We start from the raw sequence: 16,696 nt of genomic DNA on the forward strand, positions 1-16,696 counted from the left end.
AAGCCCCCGGAATCTCAGACCAGGTTGACGGAGCGGGCGGAGGTCGCCCCGATCTCCGCCGACAGCTCACCCAGCACCGCCTGGGAGACCGTGTCGTCGACCGTCAGCACGGCGAGCGCCTCGCCGCCGACCGTCGCACGGGCGACCTGCATGCCGGCGATGTTGATGCCGGCCTCGCCGAGGATGCGGCCCACGGTGCCGACGACACCCGGGCGGTCCTCGTAGCGCAGGACGACCATGTGGTCGGCGAGCGCGAGATCGACGTCGTAGTCGCCGACCGCGACGATCTTCTGGACGTGCTTGGGACCGGCCAGCGTGCCGGAGACCGAGATCTCCTCGCCGTCGGAGAGGGTTCCGCGCACGGTGACGACATTGCGGTGGTCGGCCGACTCCGAGCTGGTCGTCAGCCGGACCTCGACGCCGCGCTCCTGGGCGAAGAGCGGGGCGTTGACGTAGGACACGGTCTCGTCGACGACGTCCTCGAAGACGCCCTTGAGCGCGGAGAGCTCGAGGACCTTCACATCGTGCTGGGTGATCTCGCCGTACACCTCGACGTCGAGGCGGACGGCGACCTCGCCGGCGAGCGCGGTGAAGATCCGGCCGAGGCGCTCGGCGAGCGGCAGACCCGGCTTGACGTCCTCGGCGATGACACCGCCCTGCACGTTCACCGCGTCCGGGACGAGCTCACCGGCGAGCGCGAGGCGCACCGAGCGGGCGACGGCGATACCGGCCTTCTCCTGGGCCTCGTCGGTGGAGGCACCGAGGTGCGGGGTGCAGACGACCTGGTCGAACTCGAAGAGCGGGGAGTCGGTGCACGGCTCCTTGGCGTACACGTCCAGACCCGCGCCGGCGACCCGGCCCTCCTTGAGCGCCGAGTACAGCGCCTCCTCGTCGACGATGCCGCCGCGCGCGGCGTTGATGACGCGCACGCTCGGCTTGACCTTGCGCAGCGCCTCGTCGCCGATCAGACCGAGGGTCTCGGGGGTCTTCGGCAGGTGGACGGTGATGAAGTCGGAGACCTCGAGCAGCTCGTCCAGCGACAGCACCTTGACGCCCATCTGCGCGGCCCGCGCGGGCTGCACATAGGGGTCGTAGGCGACGACCTTCATGCCGAAGGCGGACATGCGCTGCGCGACCAGGGCGCCGATCCGCCCCAGTCCCACGACACCGAGGGTCTTCTCGGCGAGCTCGACGCCCGTGTACTTGCTCCGCTTCCACTCGCCGTTCTTCAGAGCGGCGTTGGCCTGCGGGATGTTGCGCGCGGTGGCGACGATCAGACCGCAGGCGAGCTCGGCGGCGGTGACGATGTTCGAGGTGGGGGCGTTGACGACCATCACGCCGGCCTTGGTGGCGGCGGAGACGTCCACGTTGTCGAGACCGACACCGGCGCGGGCGACGACCTTGAGCCGGTTCGCCGCGGCGATCGCCTCGGCGTCGACCTTGGTGGCCGAGCGGATCAGGATCGCGTCCACCTCGGCGATGGCCGGGAGCAGCTCCGCGCGGTCCGCGCCGTTGCAGTGCCGGATCTCGAAGTCCGGGCCGAGCGCGTCGACGGTGGCGGGCGACAGCTCTTCAGCGATGAGTACGACGGGTTTCGAGCTCACGTGAGTCCTCACAAGTCCAATGCGGACGGCCGTCCCGACGGCCGCAGGCGGTGAAGAAGTGCTAGCCGCGTGGAAGACGCACGACGCTGTGGGCCTGACGCGTTTGTTGTTCAGCAGTCTAGTGGCGCCGAGGGCGTCGTCTTACGCCGCTTCGGAAGGATCACCCGTCCGTGGCCGGACGGGATGGACAACGCCGTACCACCGACGTTACCCCGGGTTCGCCCGAAGGGCCGGAGCATTGCGCTCCGGCCCTTCGGACGTGAGACTCACGCCTCTTCGTCGACCCAGCTCATGAGCTTGCGCAGCTCCTTGCCGGTGGTCTCCAGCAGGTGCTCGGAGTCCTGCTTCTTGTACTCGTTGTACTTCTTCAGACCGCCGTGGTACTCGTCCATCCACTGCTGCGCGAAGGTGCCGTCCTGGATCTCGGCGAGGACCTTCTTCATCTCGGCCTTGGTGGCGTCGGTGATGATCCGCGGGCCGGTGACGTAGTCGCCCCACTCGGCGGTCTCGGAGATCGACCAGCGCATCTTCTCCAGGCCGCCCTCGTACATGAGGTCCACGATCAGCTTCAGCTCGTGCAGGCACTCGAAGTAGGCGATCTCCGGCTGGTAGCCGGCCTCGGTCAGCGTCTCGAAGCCGGCCTTGACCAGCGCGGCCGTACCACCGCAGAGGACGGCCTGCTCGCCGAACAGGTCGGTCTCGGTCTCCTCGGTGAAGGTCGTCTTGATGACGCCGGCGCGGGTGCCGCCGATGCCCTTGGCGTACGACAGGGCCAGCGCGAAGGCGTTGCCGGAGGCGTCCTGCTCGACGGCGGCGATGCAGGGAACGCCGCGGCCCTCCTCGTACTGACGGCGCACCAGGTGGCCCGGGCCCTTCGGGGCGACCATGCAGACGTCCACGCCGGCCGGGGGCTTGATGAAGCCGTAGCGGATGTTCAGGCCGTGGCCGAAGAACAGCGCGTCGCCGTCCTTCAGGTTGTCCTTGATGTGCTTCTCGTAGACCTCGGCCTGGATCGGGTCCGGGACCAGGATCATGATGACGTCGGCCTCGGCGGCGGCCTCGGAGGGGCTCACCACGCGCAGACCCTGCTCCTCGGCCTTGGCCTTGGACTTGGAGCCCTCGTGCAGACCGACGCGCACGTCGACGCCGGAGTCGCGCAGCGACAGGGCGTGGGCGTGGCCCTGGCTGCCGTAACCGATGACCGCGACCTTGCGGCCCTGGATGATGGACAGGTCGGCGTCGGCGTCGTAGAACAGCTCGGCCACTTTGGGTTCTCTCCTTGAGTGCAGGTGTTGCGTCCCACCGTATGACGGCGGGGGGAGGGGAAGTTTCGGAGTCTCGGAATACGGGCGGCCGTTTCGCGGCCGGCCGCCCGTTCCGTGTCTTACGCCGACCGGTCCAGAGCGCGCAGCGACCGGTCCGTGATCGAACGGGCACCGCGTCCGATCGCGATCGTGCCGGACTGGACGAGCTCCTTGATGCCGAACGGCTCCAGCATCTTCAGCATGGCGGACAGCTTGTCGCTGCTCCCGGTGGCCTCGATGGTCACGGCCTCCGGGGAGACGTCCACGGTCTTGGCGCGGAACAGCTGGACGATCTCGACGATCTGGGACCGCGTCTCGTTGTCGGCGCGCACCTTCACCAGAACGAGTTCGCGCTGGACGGCCTGCCCGGGTTCGAGCTCGACGATCTTCAGCACGTTGACGAGCTTGTTGAGCTGCTTGGTGACCTGCTCCAGGGGGAACTCCTCGACGCTCACCACGATGGTGATGCGGGAGATGTCGGGGTGCTCGGTGACCCCGACCGCCAGGGAGTCGATGTTGAAACCGCGGCGGGAGAACAGGGCGGCGATCCGGGCCAGGATGCCGGGGGTGTTCTCCACCAGGACGGAGAGCGTGTGCTTGGACATGATCTGCTTCCTTTACGGCTCTCAGTCGTCTTCGTTGTCGCCGAAGTCGGGGCGGACGTCCCGGGCGGCCATGATCGTGTCGTTGGAGGTGCCGGCGGCGACCATCGGCCACACCATCGCGTCCTCGTGGACGATGAAGTCCACGACGACGGGGCGGTCGTTGATCGAGTTCGCCTCCTCGATGACCTTGTCCAGGTCGGCGGGGTCCTCGCAGCGGATGGCATAGCAGCCCATGGCCTCCGACAGCTTCACGAAGTCGGGGACCCGGGTGCCGGCGCTCTTCTCCCCGGCGTCCTGGCCGGGGCCGGAGTGCAGCACCGTGTTGGAGTACCGCTGGTTGTAGAACAGGGTCTGCCACTGGCGGACCATCCCGAGGGCGCCGTTGTTGATGATGGCGACCTTGATCGGGATGTTGTTCAGGGCGCAGGTGGTGAGCTCCTGATTGGTCATCTGGAAGCAGCCGTCGCCGTCGATCGCCCAGACCGCGCGGTCGGGGGCGCCGGCCTTGGCCCCCATGGCGGCCGGGACCGCGTAGCCCATGGTTCCGGCGCCGCCGGAGTTCAGCCAGGTGGCGGGCTTGTCGTACGCGATGAAGTGCGCCGCCCACATCTGGTGCTGGCCGACACCCGCCGCGAAGATCGTGCCCTCGGGCGCCAGCCGCCCGATGCGCTCGATGACCTGCTGCGGGGAGAGCGAGCCGTCCTCGGGCAGGTCGTAGCCGAGCGGGTAGGTCTCGCGCCAGCGGTTCAGGTCCTTCCACCAGGCGGTGTAGTCGCCGCGGTTGCCGTCGGCGTGCTCCTTCTGGACGGCCTGGATGAGGTCGGCCAGGACCTCGCGGGCGTCACCGACGATCGGCACGTCGGCGGCGCGGTTCTTGCCGATCTCCGCCGGGTCGATGTCGGCGTGGACGATCTTGGCGTACGGGGCGAAGCTGTCCAGCTTGCCGGTGACGCGGTCGTCGAAGCGGGCTCCGAGGGCGACGATCAGGTCGGCCTTCTGCAGCGCGGTGACGGCGGTGACCGAACCGTGCATGCCCGGCATCCCCACGTGCAGCTCGTGGCTGTCGGGGAATGCGCCGAGTCCCATCAGGGTGGTGGTGACGGGAGCTCCGGTGAGTTCTGCGAGGACCTTCAGCTCGGCGGTGGCGCGGGCCTTGAGGACACCGCCGCCGACGTAGAGGACCGGCCGCCTGGCGGCGGTGATCAGCTTGGCGGCCTCCCGGATCTGCTTGGCGTGCGGCTTGGTGACGGGCCGGTAGCCGGGCAGGTCCATGGTGGGCGGCCAGGAGAAGGTGGTCTTCGCCTGGAGGGCGTCCTTGGCGATGTCGACCAGCACCGGGCCGGGCCGGCCGGTGGAGGCGATGTGGAACGCCTGGGCGATCACCCGCGGGATGTCCTCGGCCTGGGTGACCAGGAAGTTGTGCTTGGTGATCGGCATGGTGATGCCGACGATGTCCGCCTCCTGGAAGGCGTCCGTGCCGATCGACTTGGAGGCCACCTGGCCGGTGATCGCGACCATGGGCACGGAGTCCATGTGCGCGTCGGCGATCGGGGTGACCAGGTTGGTGGCGCCGGGTCCCGAGGTCGCCATGCAGACGCCCACCCTGCCGGTGGCCTGCGCGTAACCCGTGGCCGCGTGGCCGGCGCCCTGCTCGTGGCGGACCAGGACGTGCCGCACCCGGGTGGAGTCCATCAGCGGGTCGTAGGCGGGAAGGATCGCACCACCGGGAATGCCGAATACCGTGTCGGCGCCGACCTCCTCGAGAGAGCGAATGAGGGACTGCGCACCCGTGACGTGCTCGACGGGGGCGGACTGTCCTCCGGATCGGGGCCGCGGCTGCGGGTGATGGGCCCCGGTGGCCTGCTCGGTCATCGGCTTCTCTTCTCGATGCTGAGGGTTTTTGCGAAGTTCGTGCGGGTTACGCGTGCTGCTGGGCAGGTGCCTGTGCAACAAAAAACCCCTCGTGCCATGAGGCAAGCGAGGGGAAGCGCGTCGGGTGGTGGTCGCTGAGCGATCGGGCTCAGCGCCGGCCGACGCGCTGTCCAAGTACGAGAATTCGGGTGCGCATGGCATTGACCCTCCCCCCGGCGCACACCCACTGTCAAGTGGGTGGGACGGGAGTCTCACCATGTGAGCGCAGTGACGTACCGGCTTTGAGTACGGCGGTCACCCCTGTGGCGTACACCCCGGGCCCTCCACCCGCGAGCACGGGCTCGGCCGGCCCGTGCGGCACCGGGAAGTGCCCGGCGGCCAGCGCTCTGCGCAGCCGGTACTCGTCCAGCGGTCCGGAGAAGGCCATGCCCTGTCCGTGGGTGCAGCCCATCGCGCGCAGGGCCACGGCCTGCTCGGGCAGGTCCACGCCCACGGCCACGGACTGCATTCCGAGGTCGGAGGCGATCCGCAGCAGCCCACACGTGATCTTGTACAGCCGTGCGGACTCCACGACGCCGTCGACCAGGCTGCGGTCGAGCTTGAGCACGTCGACGGGGAGCCGTCTGAGGGCTGTGATGGCCGCGGGGCCGCCGCCGAAGCCGTCGAGCGCGATCCGGACGCCGAGCCGCTTGAGCACGGCCAGCCGGCGCTCCAGCTCGTCGAGCGGGACCCGGGGGTCGGTGTCGGCCAGCTCGACGACCAGGGAGCCGGACGGCAGCCCGTGGCGGGTGAGCAGGGACTCGACCGAGCCGAGCGGCAGCGACCGGTCCAGCAGCCGGCGCGCGCTCAGCCGCACGGCCACCGGCACGGGCAGGCCCGTCACATGCCGCTCGGCGGCCTGTTCCACGGCCTCCTCCAGCACCCAGCGGCCCAGCTCGGCGGTCTTCTCACTGTCCTCGGCCACCCGCAGGAACTCCTCGGGCGTGAACAGCACCCCCTGCGACGAGCGCCAGCGCGCCTGCGCGCAGACCGAGGTGATCCGGCCGTCCGCCAGACACACCACCGGCTGGTGCAGCAGGGCGAACTCGCCGTGGTGCAGCGCCGCGCGCAGCCGCGTGGCGAGCTCCGCCTTGCGGACGACGTCCTGTTGCATCTGCGGCCGGTACAGCTCCACCCGGCCCTTGCCGGCCGCCTTCGCCCGGTACATGGCGAGGTCGGCGTTGCGCAGCAACTCGCCCGCGCCGAGGCCCGGTTCGGCGAAGGCCACGCCGATGGAGGCGTTGACCCGGACATCGTTGCCGTCGATGAGGTAGGGCTGGGACAGGGTCGCTCTGAGACGGTCGGCGAGCTCCAGCATGTGCCGCTCCCGTGCGTCCCGGTCACGGACGCCGTCGCCGGTGATCAGGGCCGCGAACTCGTCGCCGCCCAGCCGGGAGGCGGTGTCGCCCTTGCGGACCGCGTCCTGGAGCCTGCGGGCGGCCTGGACGAGCAGTTCGTCCCCGGCCTGGTGCCCGATGGTGTCGTTGACGCCCTTGAAGCCGTCGAGATCGATGAAGAGCACGGCCGTGCCCCGGAGGGCGGCCCCGCGGTCCGAGGCGCGACGACCGGACAGCGCCTGCTGGACGCGCCGGGTGAACAGGGCGCGGTTGGGCAGGTCGGTCAGCGGGTCGTGCTCCGCGTTGTGCTGGAGCTGCGCCTGGAGCCGGACTCTCTCGGTCACGTCACGGCTGTTGAAGATGAGGCCGCCGTGGTGCCGGTTGACGGTCGACTCGACGTTCAGCCAGCCGCCGTCCCCGGAGCGGAAGCGGCACTCGATGCGGGTGGTGGGTTCCTCGACGGGACTGGCGGCGAGGAAGCGGCGTACCTCGTGCACCACACAGCCCAGGTCCTCCGGGTGGATCAGAGCGGCCAGTTCCGTCCCCACCAGATCTTCCGCGGAACGGCCGTACACCCCGGCGGCGGCCGGGGAGACGTAGCGGAGGATGCCGCTGGGCGCTGCGATCATGATGACGTCGCTGGAGCCCTGCACCAGGGAGCGGAAGTGGTTCTCCGCCTGCGCCAGCTCCTGGGTGAGGGTGATGTTGTCGAGCAGCATGATGCCCTGGCGCACCACGAGGGCGAGCACCACGGTCCCCCCGGTGATCAGCACCACCCGGTCGACGCTGCGGCCGTTGAGGACGTTGTAGAGAATCCCCAGGGTGCACACGGCCGCTGCGAGGTACGGCGTGAGCGCGGCGAGGGATCCGGCGATCGGCCGGGAGAACGGATACCGGCCGTGGTCACCGCTGGGCGCGGGCAGGTGATGGTGGTCCGGCACGCCGCGCCGCCCCGGGACATGCTCGCGGACCACCTTCGTGTGCCCCTCCCGCTCGGGCCGGCTGCCGCGCGGCGCGGTCCAGGGGGCGTACGCCAGCAGCAGCGAGCCGGCGAACCAGCCGGCGTCGAGCAGCTGGCCCGAGCGGTACCCGGCGTGCAGCAGCGGCGAAGTGAACAGGGCGTCGCACATCACGGTCAACGCGAGGGCGCCGATCGCGGTGTTGACCGCCGACCGGTTCACCGCCGAGCGCCGGAAGTGCAGCGCGAGCACCATGCTGACCAGGGCGATGTCCAGCAGCGGGTACGCCAGTGACAGCGCGGTGTGCGCGACGCCCGGCCCTTCGGCCCGGGCGGCCTGGGCGAGGGCGAGGCTCCACGCGAGCGTGAGCAGGGAGCCGCCGATCAGCCAGGCGTCCAGGGCGAGACAGACCCAGCCGGCCTTGGTCACGGGCCGTTTCGCCAGCACCAGCAGTCCCACGATGGCGGGCGGCGCGAAGCACAGGAAGAACAGGTCGGCGTAGCTCGGACTGGGCACGGGGACGCCGAGCACGACCTCGTACCATCCCCAGACCAGGTTGCCCAGGGAGGCCATGGCCGAGGAGAGGCCGAACAGCAGCCAGGCGGGTCGAAACCGGGTGCGCGGGCTGCGGGCGTAGACGACGCACGACACGGCGGCGGCACCGGCGGCGGCGCTCAGCCCGAAGTCGCCCATGATCAGCGCGAGCTGCTCGGAGCCCCAGCCGAACGCGGCACCAACGGCGTAGGCCGCGCACACACAGGCCAGGACGAGCTGCGCCACGGGGCCGGGCCGGCGGTCGACGGCCGCCGCGCCGGGGAGCCGTGTCCGCGCGGCGGGCTGCGGGCGCAGCGCTCCGTCGAGGGTGGGGGTCGGCGTGGGCGCGCTCACCGGTCCCTCCCGGTCCGGGCCGCTCCCGGATCCCTCGGCCGCCGGAGCACCGGGTGGGTATGCCTCCTGCGGCCGGCGTGCCGATGGTGGTGAGAACCGGGACCGCGCCGGCCGCCGTGCCGGGTGCCGGGCCCGCCGTGGTGACCGCGGCCGCGCGCGGCCGCGCTCCCCTGTCGTCGCCGACGGCTCCGCCGCGTCGGATCGCTCGTCCATAGGCCGTGCATCGCCCGTCGCCCCCCTCGCAGTCTCCGTGTCCATCCCCCGCGCCGTTGGTCAGCGGCGCAGCCCCTGTCGGGACGATACACCAGTCTCGTCACTCAGGGACATAGGTTCTCTACGCTCCGTAACGATCAACTGATATATGAGTACCCACCGCGCCCGGGAAAACGCGGACGGTACTCGAAGCGGACTAGTCGCGTTCCGCTCCCGTCACCAGGACCACGTTGCCGAGCTCCTCCTGGTTCACGTAACGGCGCAACTGGTCGCGCAGCAACCGCTCGGCACGCGGCAGGAACGCGGACGTGGGTCCGCCGACATGCGGGGTGACGAGCACCCCCGGTGCCCGCCACAAGGGGTGTTCCGCGGGCAGCGGTTCGGGATCGGTGACGTCGAGCGCCGCGGTGATGCGTCCGCTCTCCAGCTCGGTGAGCAGCGCTTTGGTGTCGACGACGCCCCCGCGGGCCACGTTGACGAGCAGGGCGCCGTCCTTCATCCGGGCCAGGAACCCGGCGTCCACGAGGTGCCGGGTGGTCTCGGTGAGCGGGGTGGAGAGCACGACGACGTCGGCCTGTGGAAGCAGGGAGGGCAGTTCGGTGAGCGGATGCACCGGCCCGCGCTCCGTTGTGCGCGCGGAGCGCGCGACGCGCGCCACCCGCGCGAGCTCGAACGGAACGAGCCGGTCCTCGATGGCCGCGCCGATCGAGCCGTACCCCACGATGAGCACGCTCCTGTCGGCGAGCGCGGGCCGGAACCCGCCCCGCCACTCCCCCTTGTCCTGCGCCCGCACGAATCCGGGGATCCCGCGCAGGGAGGCCAGGATCAGCGCGAGCGTGAGTTCGGCGGTGCTGGCCTCGTGGACCCCGCGGGCGTTGCACAGCCGCACGCCCTCGGGCAGGTGCCTCAGCCCCGGCTCCACGTGGTCGGTGCCGGCCGACAGGGTCTGCACGACCCGCACCGAACGCATCAGCGGCATCGGCCGCACACCGACGCCCGCGGGCTTCATGTACGGCACGACGTAGAAGGCGCAGTCGGCCGGGTCGGCGGGGAACTCCTCACCGCCGTCCCAGAAGCGGTAGCGCGGCCCCTCGGGGAGGCCGTCGATCTCGTCCGGCGGGATGGGAAGCCATGCGTCAGCAGCAGTCATGGTCGGGAGGCTAGTTCAGGCGCGGTCCGCGGCAGAGGTTAGGTTGGGGGCCGGAGAGGGAGGGTCACGAGCAGGTGGAGCGCAGGACTATCGGCGCGGCGGCGCTCGCGGTGGGGGCCGTAGGACTCGGATGCATGCCGATGAGCTGGGCCTACAGCACGTCCCGGCAGCGCGGCGAGGAGTCGCTCAGGGCGGTGCACCGGGCGCTGGACGCGGGCTCGACGCTCCTCGACACCGCTGACATGTACGGCCCGTTCACCAACGAGCTGCTGCTCGGGCGGGTGTTGAAGGAGCGGCGCTCCGACGCCTTCGTGTCGACCAAGGTCGGTCTGCTGGTGGGCGACCAGCACATCGTGGCCAACGGCCGCCCCGGGTACGTGAGAAGGGCCTGCGACGCGTCGCTGCGCCGGCTCCAGACCGACGTCATCGACCTCTACCAGCTGCACCGTGCCGACCCGGAGGTCCCGGTGGAGGAGACCTGGGGTGCGATGGCGGAGCTCGTACAGGCCGGGAAGGTACGGGCGTTGGGGCTGTGCGCGGTGGGCGCGCGCTCGTCCCGGCGGCCGGGGGCACGGCTGCACGACGCGACGGTCCGGCAGTTGGAGCGGGTACAGCAGGTCTTCCCGGTGAGCGCGGTGGAGGCGGAGCTGTCCGTGTGGTCGCCGGAGGCGCTGGAGACGCTGCTGCCGTGGTGCGAGACCCGGGGCGTCGGGTTCCTGGCCGCGATGCCGCTGGGCAACGGCTTCCTGACCGGGACGCTGACGCCCGGCGTGGGCTTCGAGGCGGACGATCTGCGCGCCCGGCACCCCCGCTTCACGGCCGAGATGATGGCCGCGAACCAGCCCATCGTGGTCGGCCTGCGCCGCGTCGCCCGCCGGCACGGCGAGCACGTCACCCCGGCGCAGGTGGCCCTGGCCTGGGTGCTGAGCCGGGGGCGGCAGGTGATCCCGGTCCCCGGCGCCAAGCGGGAACGCTGGGTCGCGGAGAACGCTGCGGCGGCGGACCTCCGCCTGACGGAAGGAGACCTCGCCGAGATCGCGGCGCTGCCCGCGGCACAGGGGTCCTGGGACTGAGGGGTTCGGGGTCGGGCGTTCGGGAACCTGGGAGGCGCGAGCGGTGTATGACAGGTAGAACCCGCCGCGTCGAAGGGACAAGATCGTGCGACATCGAGCCGTGACGGCCGTACTGGCCGCCGCCGCGCTCCTGCTGACGGCCGGCTGCTCCTCCGACGACGGAGGAGGAGCAGCCGCCGGGGACGGCAGCGCCACCCCGAGTGACACGGCGACGCGGTCGTCGGCCCCGGAGCGGACCGGGGAGGAGACACCACCGGCGAAGGGCTCGGTGGAGGTGACCCGCACGGTCGCGACGGGCCTGGAGAGTCCCTGGGGCCTGGCCCCCCTTCCGGACGGCGACCTCCTGGTGTCGTCCCGTGACGAGGCGACCATCACCCGGGTCGACGGGAAGTCGGGGAAGAAGACCGAGCTGGGCGAGGTGCCGGGGGTCTCGCCGTCCGGCGAGGGCGGCCTCCTCGGTATCGCACTCTCCCCCGAGTACGCGTCGGACCACATGATCTACGCCTACTTCACCTCCGCCTCGGACAACCGCATCGTGCGCCTGATCCACGACGAGGAGAAGCCCGCGGGAGAACAGCTCGGCGCGCCCGACACGGTCTTCCGGGGCATCCCCAAGGGCGTGATCCACAACGGCGGCCGGATCGCCTTCGGCCCGGACAAGATGCTGTACGTGGGCACGGGCGAGAGCGGGGACACCGGCCTGTCGCAGAACAAGGAGTCCCTGGGCGGCAAGATCCTCCGCCTGACGCCGGAGGGCGAACCGGCCCCGGGCAACCCCTTCCCCGACTCCCCGGTGTACTCGTACGGCCACCGCAATGTGCAGGGCCTGGCCTGGGACAGGAAACAGCGGCTGTTCGCCTCGGAGTTCGGCCAGAACACCTGGGACGAGCTGAACGCGATCGAGCCGGGCGACAACTACGGCTGGCCGGAGGCGGAGGGCCGGTCCGACGACGGCGGCTTCCACAATCCGATCGACCAGTGGAGCACGGACGAGGCCTCGCCCAGCGGCATCGCGTACGCCGAGGGATCGATCTGGATGGCGGGCCTGCAAGGGGAGCGCCTGTGGCGCATACCCCTGAAGGGCACGGAGGCCTCGGCCGACCCGGAGGCCTTCCTGGAGGGCGAGTACGGCCGGCTGCGCACGGTCGTTCCGGCGGGCGGCGACAAGCTGTGGCTGGTCACCAGCAACACGGACGGCCGGGGCGACGCGAAGGACGGCGACGACCGCATCGTGGAGCTCCGGATCAGCTAGCCGGCTCCTGCTCGCCGTCGGCTTCCTCCTCCGGCGTCGGCGGGCGCACCGTGACCTTTCCGGACGCGAGGTCTATGGGCCCGCGTCCGGGGTCGGCGTCGCCGACGTCCTCCCTGGTCAGTTCCAGGCGGTTCTGCTCGTCACGGGTGTGCTTGCGACCGGGAGCGAACAGTTCCTCGAAGGCGTTGAACATCGCTCCCCTTCCCAGGGCCGCATGCGTCGTACACCCATTATCCCGCCGCCAGCGGTTCTCCGGCCGCCGCCGGGAACAGGCCGAGCCGATGGGCCACCGCCGCCGCCTCGCCGCGGCCGGCGACTCCCAGCTTGGCGAGGATGTTGGAGACGTGGACGCTGGCCGTCTTCGGGGAGATGAACAGTTCCTCGGCGATCCGGCGATTGGTGTGGCCGGCCGCCACCAGGCGCAGCACATCGCGCTCCCGGCTGGTGAGCCCGAGCGCCTCGGCCGGATCGGCGGGCCCCGCGGCCGCCTCCCGGGCTGTGGGCGCCAGCACCAGGCGTGCACGCTGGGCGAGCAGGGCGGCGGAGCGGGCCAGCGGTTCGGCGCCCAGGTGGCCGGCGACGGCGTCGACCAGCCGCAGCAGTTCCGTGGCGCGGGCCCGCTCGTCGTCGCCCGCGCCGGAGGCGAGCAGCGCCCCGGCGAGCCGGTACCGGACGCGTGCGAGGTCGTAGGGGCGCCCCAGGGGCTCCACGGCCTCGATGGTCGCGGACCACGCGTCCGGTTCGAGCCGTCCCTCGGCGCGCAGCAGCTCGGCGCGCAGCCAGAGGTCGTAGGCCTGCCACACGGGCACGCCGGTCGTCAGGGTCTTCGCCGCCTTGCGGATCCGCTCCAGGATCTCCGGGCGGCCGGGCTCGGTCGCCGGGTCGCCGTGGGCGTCCGCCTCGGCGGTCGTGGCGGCGAGCAGCAGGGGCCAGCCGTAGCGCTGGGTGCCGGGCGGGAACCCGGTGTCGAGGGCGGCGAGCAGTTGGGCGCGCGCGTCGGAAAGGCGGCCCTCGGCGGCGGCGATGCCGACGGCGACCCACTTCATGGGGAGGGCGTACTGAGGCATCGGGTCGTGGGTGCCGAAGTAGGTGTGGGCGTCGGCGAGACGGCGGGCCGCCTCGGCCAGGTCTCCCCGGTCGTGGGCGAGGTGTGCCAGGCGTATCGATCCCCCGGCGCGCGGCTTGGCGCTCTGTTCGAGATGCTGTGCGTTGCCCGCGGCCTGCGCCGCCTCGTCCCAGCGGCCGAGGGAGTGGAGGGACTCGGCGAGGTTGCCCCACACCCAGCCCTCGGAGTCCGGCAGGCCGAGTCTGCGGGTGACGTGGACGCCCTCCTGGAGGAGCCGTGCGGCCTCTTCGGAGCGGCCGACGCCTTCGAGCACGGACGGCAGATTCACATGGGCGCGGGCCACCACCATGTCGACCCCCAGTTCGGTCGCCCGGTCCTTGACCTCGTACATCTCGGCGAGCCCGGTCTCGATGTCCCCGGCTTCGGCCATGAGGCCGCCCAGCGTGAGGCGGGCGTTGAGCTCGATGTCGTGGGCGCCGACCATCCGCGCGTACTCGACGGCGCTCTCGGCGGCCGTCATGGTGTCCGGGCCGGGTTCGTGCAGCATCGACCAGCTGGCGGCGGAGGCGAGGACCTCGGCGTGCACCTCGGAGGGTGGCAGTCCGCGCACCAGGTCCTGGGCGGTGCCGAGTTCGGCCCAGCCGTCACCGCGGGCGAGGGCCTGGGTGAGCCGGGAGCGCTGCACCCAGAACCAGGCGGCGCGCAACGGGTCGGGATCCTCGTCGAGCAGGCGCAGGGCCCGCTTGGTGATCTTCATCGAGCGTTCGCGTTCCCCGCAGAGACGGCCGGCGACGGCGGCTTCGGCCATCAGGTCGAGGTAGCGCAGCGGGGTCGTCTCGGGGTCGCAGCCGCACGGAGGGTAGGCCTCGGCGTAGTCGAGCGGGCGCAGGGTGTCCCGTACGGCATCGGGGACGGCGTCCCACAGCTCCATGGCCCGCTCCAGCAGACGCAGCTGCTCGGAGTAGGCGTGCCGCCGGCGCGCCGCGACGGAGGCGTCCAGGACGGCGGGCAGCGCCTTGGCGGCGTCGTGGGCGTGGTACCAGTAGCTGGCCAGGCGGGTCACCCGCTCGTCGGCGGGGACGAGGGTGGGGTCGGCCTCCAGGGCCTCGGCGTAGCGGCGGTTGAGGCGGGAGCGCTCGCCGGGCAGCAGGTCGTCGCTGACGGCCTCGCGGACCAGGGAGTGGCGGAAGCGGTAGCCGTCGCGGTCGGACGCGGGCGCGAGGATGCTGGCGTTGACGGCGGCACGCAGGGCCTCGATGAGGTCGTCCTCGGCGAGTCCGGCGACGGCGCCCAGCAGCCGGTCCTCGACGGTGGAACCGCCCTCGGCGACGATCCGCGCGACCCGTTGGGCGCTCTCCGGCAGGCCCTCGACACGGACCAACAGCAGGTCGCGCAGGGAGTCGGTGAGGCCGGTGCGGCAGCCCTCGTCGGCGGCGACGGCGAGTTCCTCGACGAAGAAGGCGTTGCCGTCGGAGCGTTCGAAGATGTCGTCGACCCGGTCCGCGTCGGGTTCGCGGGCGAGGATGCCGGCGATCTGCCGGTGGACCTCCTCGCGGTTGAAGCGGCCGAGTTCGACGCGCTGGACCGTGCGGAGCCGGTCGAGTTCGGCGAGGAGGGGGCGCAGCGGGTGGCGGCGGTGGATGTCGTCGGAGCGGTAGGTGGCGAGGACGACGAGGCGGCCGGTGCGCAGAGTGCGGAACAGATAGGCCAGCAGGTGGCGGGTGGAGGCGTCGGCCCAGTGCAGGTCCTCCAGGGCGAGGACGACGGTGTGCTCGGCGGCGACGCGTTCCAGCAGGCGGGCGGTGAGTTCGAAGAGGCGCGCCATGCCCTGCTCGTCGCGGCGGGCCTCGCGGGCCGCGGCGGTGCCGAGTTCGGGCAGCAGACGGGCCAGCTCCTCCTCCTGCCCGGATGCCGCGGCGGCGAGCTGTTCCGGAAGCTCCCGGCGGAGTTGGCGCAGGGCGGTGGAGAAGGGGGCGAAGGGCAGTCCGTCGGCGCCGATCTCGACGCAGCCGCCGAGCGCGATGACCGCGCCCTTGCGGCGGGCCGCCGCGGCGAACTCCTCGACGAGGCGGGTCTTCCCGACCCCGGCCTCACCGGCGACCAGCAGGGCCTGCGGCTCACCGGCCCCGGCTCGGTCGAGCGCGTTGTTCAGGGTGCCGAACTCGGCGGTGCGGCCGACGAACACGGGACTGACGGACTTGGTCTCCACGCCCCCGAGCATCGCACGCACCTCCGACGTCAGGGCACCGGTTTTCGTTGCGGCCCGCATCCGCGCCGGGCGTCGGCGGCGGGTGCGGGCCGGTGTGGGAAGGGGACGGCGGCCGACCCCCGTACGGCCGCCGTCCCCGGGGCGGGCTCAAGCGGCCCGGGCGAACCGCGAGCGGCGGTGAAGGCGGGTATGGCTCTCGGCCTCGGCGCCGCGTACGGCGGCGTCGCGGCGGGCGGCACGGCGGAGGCGGAGGGCCTCACGGACCTGGCGCTCGTGCTCGGCGAGGCGGACGAGCTCGTCGTGGCGGAGCTGGTGGAGTGCGTACTCGAACATGGTGTGGTCCCCCTGGCGGAGTCGGTGTCGACGTCGCTTTCTGCGATGTCTCCACCTTCGTCTCCAAGGCGGTCCGGCCGCATCGGGAGAGTTCCGTATCTTCGGAGAACGTGGGGCCTTAGAAGGCGCTTAGGAGGGCCGCCGCGTAGGGCGGGCCCTCCTCAGACCGTCGGCCGGGTGCCCGAGGACCCCCTGCTGACCTGCGTCGGCTCAACCGGTCGCGGGCAGACCGAGGAGTACGTCGGTGTACTTGAGGACGGCCAGCAGCAGGCCGATGGCACCGAGCGAGACACCCGCCCAGGCGACCGACTTGATCCAGGGCGCCTGGACGGTCCGGCCGGGCGTGCCGAAGGCGGGCCGCGCGAGCACCACGACTCCTATGATCAGCGCGGTCAGGGCGAAGAGGCCGGCCCACAGCGCGGTGGTGTTCCAGGCGTCGCCGTACACCTCCTTGACCTGGGTGGCGACGCCCGCGTCCGCGGCCGTCTCCAGCTGGCCCACGAGGGTCTCGCGCGCGGCGGCGACGGTGCCGAGCCAGCCGCCGGTGAGCGAGACGAGGCCCAGTGCCGCCGAGACGACCGCGGCGGCGCCCTGTCCGACACCGGACGGACCGCCCTCGTCGGAGTTCTCGCCGGCCTCGGAGGCGTCCTCCCCGGCTGCGGCTTCCTCCGCTTCCGTTTCTGCTTCCGTGGCGGTGATGTCGTCGGGCCCTGTGGCCTCCACCGCCGTCTCGTCGCGCTCGGTGTCGGCTCCGGTTTCGTCCACTGTCCTGGTTCCCATGCCCGGCACCGT

General features: G+C 71.7%; 12 protein-coding genes. 2 read left to right on the forward strand and 10 right to left on the reverse strand.

Annotated features, from left to right (window positions below; translation table 11 throughout):
- Nucleotides 1-14: 14 nt before the first annotated feature.
- From serA to ACZ44S_RS14590, 6 genes are all read right to left on the reverse strand, one after another.
- On the reverse strand, nucleotides 15-1,604 hold the full coding sequence (gene serA, locus ACZ44S_RS14565; RefSeq protein ID WP_466928464.1) for a phosphoglycerate dehydrogenase: 1,590 nt from the start codon (nucleotides 1,602-1,604) through the stop codon (nucleotides 15-17).
- Between the two features lie 266 nt (nucleotides 1,605-1,870).
- Nucleotides 1,871-2,869: a ketol-acid reductoisomerase gene (gene ilvC, locus ACZ44S_RS14570; RefSeq protein ID WP_466928467.1), complete on the reverse strand. Its 999-nt coding sequence runs from the start codon at nucleotides 2,867-2,869 to the stop codon at nucleotides 1,871-1,873.
- 119 nt (nucleotides 2,870-2,988) lie between these two features.
- Nucleotides 2,989-3,513 carry an acetolactate synthase small subunit gene (gene ilvN, locus ACZ44S_RS14575; RefSeq protein WP_030216544.1) on the reverse strand — a complete coding sequence of 175 codons (525 nt, stop codon included), beginning with the start codon at nucleotides 3,511-3,513 and terminating at the stop codon, nucleotides 2,989-2,991.
- Between the two features lie 21 nt (nucleotides 3,514-3,534).
- Nucleotides 3,535-5,385, reverse strand: a complete 1,851-nt coding sequence (locus tag ACZ44S_RS14580; RefSeq protein ID WP_466928470.1) for an acetolactate synthase large subunit — start codon at nucleotides 5,383-5,385, stop codon at nucleotides 3,535-3,537.
- Nucleotides 5,386-5,614: 229 nt separating this feature from the next.
- The gene (locus ACZ44S_RS14585) at nucleotides 5,615-8,608 is read right to left on the reverse strand and encodes an EAL domain-containing protein (RefSeq protein ID WP_466928473.1); all 2,994 of its coding nucleotides are present in this window, start codon (nucleotides 8,606-8,608) and stop codon (nucleotides 5,615-5,617) included.
- 409 nt (nucleotides 8,609-9,017) lie between these two features.
- Entirely contained in the window at nucleotides 9,018-9,971 is a 954-nt protein-coding gene (locus ACZ44S_RS14590) for a 2-hydroxyacid dehydrogenase (RefSeq protein ID WP_466928475.1), read from the reverse strand.
- Nucleotides 9,972-10,045: 74 nt separating this feature from the next.
- Here ACZ44S_RS14590 and ACZ44S_RS14595 point away from each other — a divergent pair, with 74 nt between their 5' ends.
- Nucleotides 10,046-11,044, forward strand: a complete 999-nt coding sequence (locus ACZ44S_RS14595) for an aldo/keto reductase (RefSeq protein WP_190165617.1) — start codon at nucleotides 10,046-10,048, stop codon at nucleotides 11,042-11,044.
- 85 nt (nucleotides 11,045-11,129) lie between these two features.
- The gene (locus tag ACZ44S_RS14600) at nucleotides 11,130-12,296 is read left to right on the forward strand and encodes a PQQ-dependent sugar dehydrogenase (protein WP_466928477.1); all 1,167 of its coding nucleotides are present in this window, start codon (nucleotides 11,130-11,132) and stop codon (nucleotides 12,294-12,296) included.
- Here the strand turns inward: ACZ44S_RS14600 and ACZ44S_RS14605 are convergent.
- From ACZ44S_RS14605 to ACZ44S_RS14620, 4 genes are all read right to left on the reverse strand, one after another.
- Entirely contained in the window at nucleotides 12,289-12,489 is a 201-nt protein-coding gene (locus ACZ44S_RS14605; RefSeq protein WP_466928480.1) for a DUF6191 domain-containing protein, read from the reverse strand. The genes ACZ44S_RS14600 and ACZ44S_RS14605 overlap by 8 nt on opposite strands.
- Before the next feature lie 37 nt (nucleotides 12,490-12,526).
- A complete protein-coding gene (locus ACZ44S_RS14610) occupies nucleotides 12,527-15,583 on the reverse strand; it encodes a helix-turn-helix transcriptional regulator (protein ID WP_466928482.1) in 3,057 nt (1,018 codons plus the stop codon).
- A 135-nt stretch (nucleotides 15,584-15,718) separates the two neighbouring features.
- Complete coding sequence (locus ACZ44S_RS14615) at nucleotides 15,719-15,904, reverse strand: hypothetical protein (RefSeq protein ID WP_466928485.1); 186 nt, start codon at nucleotides 15,902-15,904, stop codon at nucleotides 15,719-15,721.
- Nucleotides 15,905-16,114: 210 nt separating this feature from the next.
- A complete protein-coding gene (locus tag ACZ44S_RS14620) occupies nucleotides 16,115-16,684 on the reverse strand; it encodes a hypothetical protein (RefSeq protein ID WP_466928487.1) in 570 nt (189 codons plus the stop codon).
- Nucleotides 16,685-16,696 lie beyond the last annotated feature (12 nt).

This window comes from Streptomyces malachitofuscus (assembly GCF_055571035.1).

Bases quoted from the DNA above. Each gene is read 5' to 3' on its own strand.
- ilvN (WP_030216544.1), bottom strand. From the start codon at position 3,513: ATGTCCAAGCACACGCTCTCCGTCCTGGTGGAGAACACCCCCGGCATC.
- ACZ44S_RS14580 (WP_466928470.1), bottom strand. From the start codon at position 5,385: ATGACCGAGCAGGCCACCGGGGCCCATCACCCGCAGCCGCGGCCCCGA.
- ACZ44S_RS14590 (WP_466928475.1), bottom strand. From the start codon at position 9,971: ATGACTGCTGCTGACGCATGGCTTCCCATCCCGCCGGACGAGATCGAC.
- ACZ44S_RS14605 (WP_466928480.1), bottom strand. From the start codon at position 12,489: ATGTTCAACGCCTTCGAGGAACTGTTCGCTCCCGGTCGCAAGCACACC.
- ACZ44S_RS14610 (WP_466928482.1), bottom strand. From the start codon at position 15,583: ATGCTCGGGGGCGTGGAGACCAAGTCCGTCAGTCCCGTGTTCGTCGGC.
- ACZ44S_RS14615 (WP_466928485.1), bottom strand. From the start codon at position 15,904: ATGTTCGAGTACGCACTCCACCAGCTCCGCCACGACGAGCTCGTCCGC.
- ACZ44S_RS14620 (WP_466928487.1), bottom strand. From the start codon at position 16,684: ATGGGAACCAGGACAGTGGACGAAACCGGAGCCGACACCGAGCGCGAC.